At 70.3% G+C, this 12,339-nt stretch carries 10 protein-coding genes; 6 read left to right on the top strand and 4 right to left on the bottom strand.

The window, feature by feature from the left end; genetic code table 11:
• Window positions 1–693 precede the first annotated feature (693 nt).
• Window positions 694–1,269 carry a gamma subclass chorismate mutase AroQ gene (gene aroQ / locus ACIA5H_RS19085; RefSeq protein ID WP_397076946.1) on the bottom strand — a complete coding sequence of 192 codons (576 nt, stop codon included), beginning with the start codon at window positions 1,267–1,269 and terminating at the stop codon, window positions 694–696.
• Between the two features lie 181 nt (window positions 1,270–1,450).
• On the opposite strand from aroQ, the gene ACIA5H_RS19080 reads away from it, so the two are divergent.
• Both ACIA5H_RS19080 and ACIA5H_RS19075 read left to right on the top strand, forming a co-directional pair.
• Complete coding sequence (locus ACIA5H_RS19080; RefSeq protein ID WP_355073337.1) at window positions 1,451–3,154, top strand: DUF4407 domain-containing protein; 1,704 nt, start codon at window positions 1,451–1,453, stop codon at window positions 3,152–3,154.
• A 91-nt stretch (window positions 3,155–3,245) separates the two neighbouring features.
• On the top strand, window positions 3,246–4,796 hold the full coding sequence (locus ACIA5H_RS19075; RefSeq protein ID WP_397076945.1) for an adenylate/guanylate cyclase domain-containing protein: 1,551 nt from the start codon (window positions 3,246–3,248) through the stop codon (window positions 4,794–4,796).
• A 134-nt stretch (window positions 4,797–4,930) separates the two neighbouring features.
• Here ACIA5H_RS19075 and ACIA5H_RS19070 read toward each other — a convergent pair whose 3' ends face one another.
• From ACIA5H_RS19070 to ACIA5H_RS19060, 3 genes are all read right to left on the bottom strand, one after another.
• Entirely contained in the window at window positions 4,931–5,515 is a 585-nt protein-coding gene (locus ACIA5H_RS19070) for an isochorismatase family protein (protein ID WP_397076944.1), read from the bottom strand.
• Window positions 5,512–6,801 carry an MFS transporter gene (locus ACIA5H_RS19065; protein WP_397076943.1) on the bottom strand — a complete coding sequence of 430 codons (1,290 nt, stop codon included), beginning with the start codon at window positions 6,799–6,801 and terminating at the stop codon, window positions 5,512–5,514. Before ACIA5H_RS19065 ends, ACIA5H_RS19070 begins: the two co-directional genes overlap by 4 nt.
• Before the next feature lie 391 nt (window positions 6,802–7,192).
• A complete protein-coding gene (locus tag ACIA5H_RS19060) occupies window positions 7,193–8,731 on the bottom strand; it encodes an MFS transporter (protein WP_397076942.1) in 1,539 nt (512 codons plus the stop codon).
• Between the two features lie 85 nt (window positions 8,732–8,816).
• Between ACIA5H_RS19060 and ACIA5H_RS19055 the strand changes: the two genes are divergently transcribed.
• The 4 genes from ACIA5H_RS19055 to ACIA5H_RS19040 all read left to right on the top strand — a co-directional run bounded on the left by ACIA5H_RS19055 (window position 8,817) and on the right by ACIA5H_RS19040 (window position 12,336).
• Window positions 8,817–9,356 (top strand): TetR/AcrR family transcriptional regulator, encoded by a 540-nt coding sequence (locus tag ACIA5H_RS19055; protein ID WP_355073346.1) that lies wholly within the window; start codon window positions 8,817–8,819, stop codon window positions 9,354–9,356.
• 91 nt (window positions 9,357–9,447) lie between these two features.
• Complete coding sequence (locus ACIA5H_RS19050; RefSeq protein WP_397076941.1) at window positions 9,448–10,245, top strand: hypothetical protein; 798 nt, start codon at window positions 9,448–9,450, stop codon at window positions 10,243–10,245.
• Window positions 10,242–11,291, top strand: a complete 1,050-nt coding sequence (locus ACIA5H_RS19045; RefSeq protein WP_397076940.1) for a DUF4129 domain-containing protein — start codon at window positions 10,242–10,244, stop codon at window positions 11,289–11,291. The genes ACIA5H_RS19050 and ACIA5H_RS19045 overlap by 4 nt, the downstream gene beginning before the upstream one ends.
• Before the next feature lie 67 nt (window positions 11,292–11,358).
• Complete coding sequence (locus ACIA5H_RS19040; protein WP_397076939.1) at window positions 11,359–12,336, top strand: AAA family ATPase; 978 nt, start codon at window positions 11,359–11,361, stop codon at window positions 12,334–12,336.
• The last annotated feature ends 3 nt before the right edge of the window (window positions 12,337–12,339 follow it).

The raw sequence follows: 12,339 nt of genomic DNA, 5'->3' as shown, positions 1-12,339 counted from the left end.
GTCGAACGCCTCCGTACAAGACTGCGCCCGTACGTTCCGAAGCCAGCCGCGCTGATGGTCTTCGGCGTGCAGTCAGGTCTGCAGTTTTTTCCACCCGCTTCTGTGACGTAGTGGGTGCCCTTCGGTAACGGATCCCTAACAAGATCCTTACCTCCGAGCGGGTGCTCGACCGCTACGCTGAGCACCTGGCTAGGGCTGCCCGAGCGGGCGAGGTAGCCGAACGTTCTGTGTTCGGCGTAAGAGCAAACGATAAGTCAGGTCCAGGGCCCAACCAACTTAGGTTGCGCTAATAACCAGGTTTAGCTGGGCTTCTGCATTGGGTCCTCCACGTGTGCGCGCCGTCCAGTGTAAAGCAGCGAGCGCCATGCGATCGATCCCCATGGCACCCGGTGCCAGCTGGGAAAACCGACGCGCGACACCTACCCGAGACCTTCCTCACGAGACCCGGAAACCGCCCTCACCTGCGTCGAAATGGATTTCCCCCGCGGGATGCCCGGCAAACCAAGTGGCGGCGGCTAACTCGGCGCTGTGACCGATGAGAGATTTCCGACAGCTGCGTGACAAGCAATGAATATGATCCGACCGTCCGGACTCTTTTGCCCACTGTGGGGTTCAGCACATAACCAGCAAATATCAGGAAGTGGTGTTGGACACATCTTTCCGCGCGGGTCGCCCGGCGGGCCCGGCCGCGGCCTACGCCGCGCAGAGCGACACGGCGGCCCGCACCAGCGCCGCTCGGTGCAGGACATCGGCGCGGTCCGCGACAACCACGCCGAAGACGCTGCGCGCCAACTGTTCCGCGCAATCCGGCGCGGTCAGCTCCGCTCGGTGCCCGGCGAGCTGATCGAGGATCTCGACGTTCACCCGGTCGATGACCGGGCGCACCGTGTCGAGTCCCACCGGCGCGGTGGGCGCCGCGGCCGGGTCGAAGCGCCACCTCGTCATCAGCCCCCGCTGCACCGTCTTGCTGGCCTCGATCTGCCCGAGGAAAACCTGCCGCACCCAGTTCTCCGACAGCTCACGGTCGTGGCCGAGCCGGATCATGACCTCGTAGACCTCCGCCTCACGGACCGGATCGTCGATGGTCGGCTCGATGCCGCGCTCACCCGCGGTCGACCACTTCGCGGCGGCCACCGCGTCGGCGGTGTCCAAGCGCTCGACCACGAGGGCGACCAGCCGGTCGAGCGACCGGTCGGCCGGAGCGGCCCCCGCGCTGACCGGCCAGATCAGAAGCGCCGCCGCCAACAGCGTCAACCAGACTCCGCGCACGTTGTGACCTCCTGGAATCGCCCACCCCGGATACGAAGCACCGGATGATCTGTGAGCCTTGCCACATCCGACCGTCCCTGCTCGCTGCGAACCGGGCGAGCCTGTCACGCTGTCACAACGAATCCGTGACAGTTTCGTCGCGCCCGTGAAAGCGCCTGGGACGTAGAGGATGTGCATTCCGATGACCGTCACCGGCTTGTTCACCTGGCTCGGCGGCGGCCGGACCAGCGCGATCAGCGATCGTCACGAGCGTGCCGGATACGCCGTCACCGGTGCTGTGGTGCTGTTGTTCGCCACGATCTCCGGTGTGGTCGCCGCCCTGGCCGCGGCCTCGGCGTGGCCGTGGTCGGCCGCGCTGGCCTCGGGCATCGTGGTCGCCGCGCTCACCGGCGCGCTCGCCAGGGCACTGGCCACCGCGCGGCCGAGCGGCGGACCGGATCGGCTCGGGCTGGTCGCGCGCATCGCGGTCGCCGTGTTGGCCGGTGGGCTACTCGCGGAACTGGCCGCGATCGTGCTGTTCAGCGGGTCCGTCGACCGGGTGCTGGCGGAGAAGGCGCAGCGCTCGCTCGATTCCGCGCCGCGGGTCGTCGCGGCGCAGGCGGAACTGGACCGGGCGAAAGCCGACCGGGCCGCGCTCGAACAGGCGATCGCGATGGCCCAGAACGATATCGACCACGCCCTGGTGATCGCACGCTGCGAATTCAATCCGACCCCGGAGTGCCCGCGGACCAGGATCACCGGCGTGCCGGGCCGTGGGCCGGAAGCGCAGACGGCCAACGCCATGCTCGACGACGCCCGCAAGCATCTCGCCACCGCGCAGGACCGAGTGGACGCGGCCGATCGCCGGATCGACGCCGACCAGGCCGCCCTGTCGGCCGCGCGCACCGCCGCCTTCGACGACGCCGACCGTGGGCTCGGCGCGCGCTGGCAGGCGATGAACGACTACACCGTGCACGACGCGCTGCCGCTGCGCATTCTCACCATCCTGGCGTTCGTCGCCTTCGCGCTGCTGCCGCTGGTGCTGCGCTGGTGGCGTGGCGAGACCTCGTTCGACCGGCACAACGCGGCGCGCACCGTGCACGACCGCGCCGAGCGGGAAGCCGACGCGGTGATCGCGGTCAAACAGGCCGAGGTACGCGCCGAGGCCGAGACCCTGCGCGCCGAGCAGCAGCTCACCGCCGCCCGCCTCGCCGTCGAGGCGGACACCGCCATCGACCGGGAACGGCAGCGCACCCGCATCATCGCGGCCATCGGCGGGATCGAGATCGGCATCACCGAGCCGCCGCGCCGCCCCGAACTTCCCGCCGCCACGGCGGACGACCGAAAGGACAGCGCCATGCCCGACGAGGCGACGCCGAACCTACCCGCGCCCACCGGCGTGCACCCGCAGGTGCCCGCCGTCGCATCCGCACCGGCGGCACCGAGCGGCGGCGGTCTCGAGCTGCCGCTGATCGGCACTGTCCCGTTCACCGACACCGCGGCGCGTTTCATCCGGCCGCTCGTTCCGTCCTTCGTCGCCAACGCGATCGATACCGCCACGCATCCGTTGCGCACGGCGCGGCAGGCGTTCGAGGAGGTCGAGGAGATCACCTTCACGCTGCGGCGCACCCGCAAGGTCACCGTCGACGGCCAGACCTCGCATCCGCAGGCGGTCGGCTACCAGTTGCCGCCCGGCGCGCCCGAGATCGCGCACGCCCAGCACATCGCCGCCACCGTCGTGGACGCCGCGTACTCCGCGCCGCACGCCCCGCGCTATTCCTCGCTTCCGCCCACCGGCGCAGCGGGCTACGGTCTGCCCACCGGCGCCCACCGTGACGAACTGCCGGGCCACCACCGCCCCGAACTCCCCGAGCCCGGCCGCCGCGAACTGCCGCCGGGTCGCTGACCGCACCACTGCCACCCACGGCCCACCCGGCGCCGGATCCGGCCGAGTGCGGCCTACGGCGCTGGGGCGCTCCGCGGCTTACGCTGCACCCATGCAACACAGGGAGGTGACGCTCGCCGCGGCGCCGTGGGGGTCGCGATTGCTCGGGTCCGCCGAGGAGTCGTCAGGGCTACGACGCATTCGCGTCCAGCTGTTGCTCACCGTGCCCACGCTGTTGGGCAATCTGACGGGCATGGTCGTGTCGATCGTCCTGGTCGGCTTCGTCTTGCCGGGCCCGTCGGTGTTCACCCGGGATCTGCTGCTGCTCGACGTACTCGCCGCACCGCTGTACGCGACCTGCGCGCTGTTGCTCGGCCTGTGGTGGGGCACTACCCGCGAATTGCGCGCGCTGCGGTGGGCCACCGATCCGGACCGCGTGCCGACCGAGGAGGAGATGGCCGCGGCCACGGCGGTGCCGCGCAGGCTGGTGCGCGACCAAGCGCTGCTGTGGTTCGGCGGGCTCGTGCTGCTGACCACGTTGTACGGGCTGGCCGAACCCCAACTGATCCCGAAGGTGGCTTTCGGCATCGCGATCAGCGCCATCGTGGTGTGCGCGAACAGCTACCTGATCATCGAGTTCGCGCTGCGGCCCGTCACCGCCCGGGTGCTGGAAGCCGCGGATTCCGGTCGGCGCCGCGGCATCGGCGTCTTCGGACGCTCGCTCGTCGTCTGGGTGGTCGGCTCCGGCGTGCCGGTGGCCGGAATGATGGTGCTCGCGGTGCTGGCGCTCACGATGGATGACGTCACCAAGGCGCGACTGGCGGTCTGCGTGCTGTCGCTCGGCGGCGCGACACTGGTCTTCGGTCTCCTGCTGATGACGCAGACCTTGGCCGCGACCGTCGCGCCCATCCTCGGCGTGCGCCGCGCGATGCGTCAGGTGGAGGACGGCGATCTCGATGTCGCGCTGGCCGTTTACGACGGCACCGAGCTGGGTGAGCTGCAGAGCGGTTTCAACCACATGGTGGAGGGACTGCGCGAGCGCGAGCAGATCAGGGACCTGTTCGGCAGGCATGTCGGCCGTGAGGTCGCCGCGGCCGCGTTGGCGGGCGACCCGGCGCTCGGCGGCGTGGAGACCGACGCCGCGGCCCTGTTCATCGACATCGTCGGCTCGACGACCATGGCCGCGACCATTCCCGCGCCGGAGATGGTCGCCATTCTCAATCGGTTCTTCGGCATCGTGGTCGACGAGGTGGAGCGCCACGGCGGGTTGGTCAACAAGTTCGAGGGTGACGCGGCCCTGGCCGTCTTCGGCACGCCCGCTCCGCTGGCCGACGCCCCTGGCGCGGCGCTGGCCACCGCCCGCGCGATCCTGGCTCGGCTCGACAGCACCGCGACCGATTTCGTCGCGGCCATCGGCGTCGCCGCGGGCCGGGTGGTCGCGGGCAATGTCGGCGCGCATCAGCGCTACGAGTTCACCGTCATCGGCGACGCCGTCAACGAAGCCGCTCGCCTGTGCGAACTCGCCAAGCAGCAGGGCCTGCTGCTCGCCTCCGGCGCAACCGTCGCGGCGTCCGCCGAGTCCGAAGCCGGACACTGGCGGCTCGGTGAATCCGTCACCCTTCGCGGCCGCCTCGCGCCGACCCGGCTCGCCCGCCCGGCCTGACGCTCCTCGCTACCGCCCGCTGTTCGCGCGCCCCGACTCCGCACTCGATCGCCGGACACGGCCCGACCTTGCATCGGGACGAGCTGAGCTGCGACCGGCGCCACCACCGAGGCCGGATCCACCTTCTGCCGGGGTCAGGCGCGGGTCTTGGCAAGCGTTTCGACGATCTCGGCGGTGCAACCGGTTTCGCCGAGGAGGGGGAAGATCCGTTCGATGCTGTTGCGGTGCGCCTCCACGTTCAGATCGGCCATGGCGTCCGTCGCGAGGGTGACGTGGTAGCCGTGTTCGAAGGCGGCGCGAGCGGTCGACTCCACGCCGATGCTGGTGGTGAGCCCGGCCAGCACGATCTGTGTGACGCGGCGGCGGCGCAGTTGCAGATCGAGGTCGGTTCCGTGGAAGGCACCCCAAGTGCGCTTGGTCACCGTGATGTCGTCAGGGTGACCGGCGAGGTCGTCGACGATGACATCCCAGCCGTCGGGCAATGAACCTGGTGGGCTCGAGATGTCGCTGCGACCTGGAGCGGCATCCGCTCCGTCCGCACGGGCCGTCACCCGCACCAGGACGACCGGGGCGCTGTGCTCGTGGAAAGCACGGGCCAGCTCGACCGCCCGGGCGACCACTTCTCGACCGGTATAGGGGACGGTCGGCGCGTCGATGAGGGCGTTCTGCAAGTCGACGAGGACCAGCGCGCTGGACGGGTCGAGTGCGGTGACAGTCATGAATTTTGCCTGGCTTCCTGCGAAACGCTTGCCGTTCGTGGTCGAAGGGTTGTCGCCACCGCAAGGTCGGGTGCGGGTGCGGGTTCCTGGCGACGGGGTAGCAGCAGCGGGCTGACGAGGATCAGCAGTCCCGCGACCGTGATAGCCGTGCGCGGGCTGGTCACGTCGGCGAGCAGTCCGCCGAGCGCGCTGAGCACTGCGATGGAAGCGCTGCTGCTGATCGACCAGGCCGACAGGGTGCGGGCGACGCGGTCTTCGGGTGTGTGCTCGAGTCGATAGGTGGCCAGTACCGGGTTGTACAGGCTCATGCTGATGATGATCGCGAGTTCGACAGCGATCACCGTCGCGAGGCCTGCGACACCGGGCTGGACGAACGCGAGGCAGATCAGCCAGATCGCGCGCAGCGTGCCGACGGTGCGCAGGACCCGGTGCCTGCCGTATCGCTCCACGACACGGCCGGCAAGGCGTGAGCCGATGAGTCCGCCGACGCAGGGGGCGGCGAAGGCGAGGCCGTACTGCCAGGGTGGGAATCCGAGCTCGCGGAGCAGTAGTACGGCCAGGAGCGGCTCGGTGGCCATGATCAGTCCGCCCACGAGCAGCTGGTTGAGATAAAGCGCCCGTAATCCAGGATGAGCCAGCAGGTACCGCCAGCCTTCGAGCAACTCACCGGCCCGCAGCCGGGGCTTGCCGGTCCGCCGCGGGGGTTCTTCCCTGCCGCGAATCGCCGTGACCGCCAGCGCTGAGAGCAGGTAACTCAGCGCGTCGGCCACCACGGTGGTGACCGGCCCGAACAAACCGATCGCCGCTCCGCCCAGCGGCGGCCCTACGGCGGTGGAACTCCACGTCGTCGACTCGAATCGCGCGTTGGCCACGAGCAGGTCCTCGGGCCGCACAAGGGCTTTGAGATAGGCGCCGCTCGCCGCGTTGAAGGCGATCTTGGCCGCGGCGACCACGGCCGAGACGACCAGCAGCTGGACGAAACCGAGTCGGCCGAAGGCATAGGCGAGCGGGATCGTCGTCATGACCGCGAACCGGGTGAGGTCCATCGCGATCATCACCGGTCGCTTGCGGCGATATTCCACCCACGGCCCGAGCGGCAACGCGATCAGCGCGCCCACCGCAGGCCCCACCGCCGACAGCGCGGACACTTGTCCGGGGCCTGCGTGCAGCACCAGCACGGCGATCAGCGGCAACGCACCGAACCCAAGACCCGACCCGTAGGCGCTGACCGCGTAGGCCGCCCACAACCATCCGAACTGCCGACCGAGAGATCGTCCGGTCCCCAAGCTTCGCACCTCTCGATCGCACAACTCACTGTTGATCGCCATGGATCAAAGCAAGGCGCGGAGGTGTGATCAAACAACCGAACCAGCGATGATCCACAACCAAATGTTGTTCGGTTCGAACGCCGCGACTACCTCGACTTCAGACGAGCGGACGCACCCGACACCCACCCGGGTATTGCACGGGCGCAGCGCATCCCGCGCCTCACGCGCATCACGGCGACGGCCGGCGGATCGGCACCGCAGTCGGTCCGATGTCGCGCGGTGAACCCTCATGGTCGTTTGCAGCGGGCTCACCGCCGCCGACCGGGAAGTAGCGGGGTTCCGCAACCGGCGGTTCGGCCGCGGCCTCGAACACCGGCGTGGGCAGCGCCGCGCAATCCGGCCCGCGAAATCACCCGGGCGCATGGCGCAACCGGAACGCCACCGCGGCCGCGATCAACAAGATCGCGGTGGTACCGAGGGCCGCGAAGTGGATGCCCGAGACGAAGGACTCGTGCACCGAGGCGAGGAACGCGCGCCCGGCGGCCTCCGGCAATTCACGTGCGAAAGCCGTGGCGGCGCCCAGGGATTCCGAGGCGGCAGCCATCCGGTCGCCCGGCACGTGCGTCGGATCGAGACCGTTGCGGAAGATCGCCATGACCACGCTGCCGAGGATCGCGACGCCCAGCGCGACGCCGGTCTCGTACGCGGTCTCCGACACGGCGGCGGCCGCGCCCGCGCGCTCCGGCGGCGCCGAGCCGACCACCAGGTCGGAGGACACGGTGAGCGCGACGCCCACGCCTGCCCCGATGAACAGGAAACCGAGTACGAACGGCGTGGTACTGGTGGCCGCGTCGGGGCCGAGCAGGCCGAACAGCGCCGCGCCCACCGCCGCCGTGATCAGCGCGCCGCCCAGCACCGTGCCCGGCCGCAGCCGCCGCACCAGCCAGGCCGCGGCGAGCGAGGCGATCATCCCGGCCGACAAACCGGGCAGCAGCAGCAATCCCGCTTGCAGTGGGGAGCGTCCCAGCACCAACTGGAGGTACTGCGAGCCGAAGAAGAGCACACCGGCCAGCGCGAACACCGCGAGCAGATTGGTCAGCACCGCCGTACGGAACTTCGGCAGCGCGAACAGCGCCAGGTCCAGCATCGGTTGCTCCAGTCGTCGCTGCCTGCGCACGAACCACAGCCCGGCAAGCAAGCCGATCAGACTGATCACCGCGACCCGGACACTCGGCCCGTGCGCCGCGAATTCCTTCACCGCGTACACCACCGGCACCAGCGCGAGCATCGACAGCACGGCGCTGAGCAGGTCGAAACGACCGGGCCGCGGATCACGCGACTCCGGGAGCAGCAGCGGACCGAGCCCGATCAGCACCAGCATGACCGGCAGGTTCACCAGGAAGACCGAACCCCACCAGTAGTGCTCCAGCAGCCAGCCGCCCAGCAGCGGTCCCGCCGCGGCGCCACCGCCGGCCATCGCGCTCCACACCGCGATCGCGCCGGTTCGCTGCCGCGGATCGAGGAACATCGACCTGATCAGTGCCAGCGTCGCGGGCATCAGCGTCGCACCGGCGACACCCTGCAGTACGCGCGCCGCGATGAGCATTTCCGGCGTCAGGGACCACGCCGCGAGTATCGAGGCGACACCGAATCCCGCCGCGCCGAGCAGCAGTAACTTGCGCCGCCCGATCCGGTCGCCCAGGTTGCCCATGACGACGAGCAGTCCGGCGAGCACGAACGAGTAGACGTCGATGATCCACAGCAGTTGCGGCGTGCTCGGCGCGAGATCGGCGCTGATCGCGGGCACGGCCAGATCGAGCACCGTCGCGTCGACGGCCAGCAGCAGTAGCGCGAGCGCCAGCACGGACAACCCCACCCACTCGCGTGTCCCCGCTCGAGGTGGGGCATTGGTCGATCGTTCGGCGGGTTGCGCGGTCTGGGTGGTCATGACTTTCTCGACTTCCGTCGTCCGTTTTCTTACCGTCCAGACGGTATACTACTCACATAACCGTCCGGACGGTATAGTCGGCCGGGTGACGGCTGACACCCGCGACCGAATCCTGGATGCGCTCGAGACCTTGCTCCTGGAAAAAGGCATGTCGCACGTGACCCTGGAGAATGTCGCGGCCACCGCGGGCGTCTCCAAAGGCGGCTTGCTCTATCACTTCAAGAGCAAGGACGCGCTGCTCGCGGGCTTGGTCCGCAGACTGGCCGACCGTGCGGGCCAGCAGTTGGACAACTCGGTCGCCAAAGGCGGCTCGGTAGCCGAGTGGTACCTGCAGACGCCGAACCCGGCCGTCGAGGCGGAGGCGGTGGAGCTGGAGCTCTACCGGTCCATGCTCGCGACCATGCGCACCATCGACGCCACGCCCGAGCCGGACGAGGTGCAGCAGGCGTTGGTGGACCTGATGAATTCCTGGTCGGACGGTCTGGACGAGGAGGTCGCCGACCCGGTTCAGGCCGACCTCATCCGACTGGTCGGCGACGGCGTGTACCTGCGCGCGCTGCTCGGTCTTCCGCCCATCGATCCCGTTCGCTACCGGCACGTGGTGGACCGCTTACTGCGGCGCTGACGGTTAGACTCGGCCCGTGCTGCCAGCCGCCGAACCGGCCGGCGCCGTCGGGGCGGGAACAGATCCGGTACCGGGGTCTCCTGGAGCGACGGTGCCGATCCGACCGCTGAGTTTCCGCGAACTGCTCGATGTGCCGTTCGCGCTGATCCAGGCGAACATCCGCGCCCTGGCCGGGTTGAGCGTGACGGGCCTACTGCTCGCCGAAGCCGTGGTCGTCGCGGTGACCGCGGGCGCCTCCGCGCTCACCGACGGCTCCGACCCCGGCACCGCGTGGGCGGCGATCCTGTCCACCGCGGCCTGCGCGTGGCTGCTGCGGTTCGCGTTACGCGGCACGACCGTGGCCCTGGGGCTCGCGACCGTCGACGGAACCCCGATCGGCTGGCGGACCGCGCTGCGCCGATTCGGTGGGACGCTCGGTCCGTTGCTGGTCTTCCAACTGCTGTTCACCATGGTGGGCGTCGGCGTGCTCGCGGTGGGCGGCCTGCTGATCGTGACGCTGCCGCTCGCGGCGATCTGGCTGGGCCGGCTGCGCGCCCGCCGCTGGGTCGCGGTGCCGGTGCTGTTGGTCGAACGCACGACGCATCGCGACGGCGTCGCGCGCGCGAAACTGCTCGCCGAAGGCGCGGAGTGGCCGACCACCGGGCTCTGGATCGCCCAGCGGGCCCTGTTCACGCTGCTCGCCGTCCCACTGCTCGGCATCCCGCTGTTCGTCTCGGACTTCTCCGGCACCCATCGGTGGCCGGTGATCGTGCTGACCACGTCGGCGGTGCTGCTGCTGACGGCATTCGGCGAAGTGGTCGAGGCTTCGTCGCGGGTGGTGTGCTACGTCGATCGCCGCTGCCGCAGAGAGGGTTTGGACATTCGCATTCCGAGGCGGGAGGCGCGATGAGCGATCCCGTGCCGATGGAGCCGCGAACGGCCGACCCCGCGCCCGGCGCCCCGCGGCTCGGCGCCGCCGCCGATCATCGCGCCGCCGCCGAAACAGCCGCCGCGCAGCGGGATTTCGACCGCGCCCTGCGGGAACGTTTTCGCGCCGTGCTGCGCGGCCTGGAACAAGGCGGCGTGCTGGAGGTCCGGCGGTCGCGGACCGCGCGGGAGACCGCCGACGACGTGACGACCGCGTTGCCGCTCGAGACCGCCACCGAGTTCCAGCCCGCCGCACGAAGCTTCGACGAGGTGGTCTACGGCGGACGCCGCGCCACCGAGGACGAATACCGCAGGCTGGAACACGCCGACCGGTTCTCCGGGTCCGCGCCGCCCCCCGCATCGGAACCGGTCGAGATCGAGGCGGTCGAGCAGACGCCGCGCACCAGGCGAAAACTGCCGCCGCTGCCGAACCTGGTGCGCGATCCCAGGTTCTGGGCGGTGCTCGCCGCGACGGCCGCGTTGTTGCTGCTGGTCTACGGCGTCGCGCAGTCCTGCGGCGCGCCGATCGCGCCTACCGCCCCGCCGCCGCAACCGCCGCCGGATCTGCCCGACGTCCCTCCGCCGGACCGCCCCGGCTTCGGGGCGGGCGACGACGCGATCTGGGACCGGTTGCCCGCACCGGTCTTCTACGGCGGCGTGCAGTTCCTGATCGCCGCCGCGCTGGTGGTGTGGTGGCGTGCCCGCAGACGGGGCGCTCTGGTGCGCGAACCCCGCCCCGTCGAAGTGGCCGCGAACGAACTGCTCGGCGGCCAGGCCGCGCTGTATCGCCGCTCGAAGGATCACGATCACGTCGCCGGAAAGCTGCGGGCGGCCGCGCTGCGCCGCATCCGCACCCCTCTCGGCGTCACGGCCGACACCCCGCCGGACCGGATCGTCGCCGTGATCGCCGCGCGCGTCGGCGCCGACCCGGCCCAGATCGGCGCCGCCCTGTTCGGCCCGGTTCCCGATCCCGAGACCCTCCGGGTGGTCGCCGCTCAGCTCGAATGGATCGAATCGGAGGTCGGATGAGAAGCCCTCGCCCGGTCCTCGCCCGGCTCACCGCCCGCGGGAACGCCCGCGAACCACAGGAGATGGAATGACCAGCACCGAGACCACCCCGACGGCCGAGCAGGCGAGCGCCGCGTTCCACGCTCTGCGCGCCGAGATCGGCAAGGCGGTGGTCGGCAACGACAACGCGGTCATGTACCTGGTGCTCGCGCTGCTGTGCCGCGGCCACGTCCTGCTCGAAGGCGTGCCGGGGGTGGCCAAGACGCTGCTGGTGCGGGCGCTGGCCACGGCGCTGGACCTGGAGCACGCGCGGGTGCAGTTCACCCCCGACCTGATGCCCGGCGACGTCACCGGGTCGCAGATCTACGATCCGCACTCCGCCGAGTTCACCTTCCGGCACGGACCGGTGTTCACCAACCTGCTGCTCGCCGACGAGATCAACCGCACGCCGCCGAAGACCCAGTCGGCCCTGCTCGAGTCGATGGAGGAGCGCCAGGTCTCGGTGGACGGGAAACCACGGCCGCTGCCCGATCCGTTCGTCGTCGTCGCCACCCAGAATCCGATCGAACAGGAGGGCACCTATCCGCTGCCGGAGGCGCAGCTGGACCGGTTCCTGTTCAAGGTGGACATCCACCTGCCCGGTCGCGACGACGAGTTCCGCATCCTGCAACGCCACGCCTCGGGTTTCGATCCGCGCGACCTCACCGCCGCGGGACTGCGTCCGGTCGCAGGCCCGGCGCACATCGCCGCCGCCCGCGCCGCGATCGCGCAGACCACGATCAGCCCCGAGGTGCTCGCCTACACCGTCGACGTGTGCCGGGCCACCCGCATCTCGCCCGCCGTACAGCACGGCGCGTCGACCCGTGGCGCGACGGCCCTGATGGCGGCCGCCCGCGCGTTCGCCTGGCTCAACGGGCGCGGGTTCGTCACGCCGGACGATGTGAAGACCGTCGCCGTCGCCGTGCTGCGGCACCGCCTGCACCTGCGCCCGGAGGCCGAACTGGACGGTGTGACCGCCGAAGGCGTGCTGTCGTCGCTGCTGCTGTCGGTCCCGGTCCCGGTGTAGCCG

It is taken from the genome of Nocardia sp. NPDC051900 (assembly GCF_044452545.1).
In the GTDB taxonomy this organism is placed as follows: domain Bacteria; phylum Actinomycetota; class Actinomycetes; order Mycobacteriales; family Mycobacteriaceae; genus Nocardia; species Nocardia sichangensis.
This window is presented reverse-complemented; position numbering and strand designations above follow the sequence as displayed.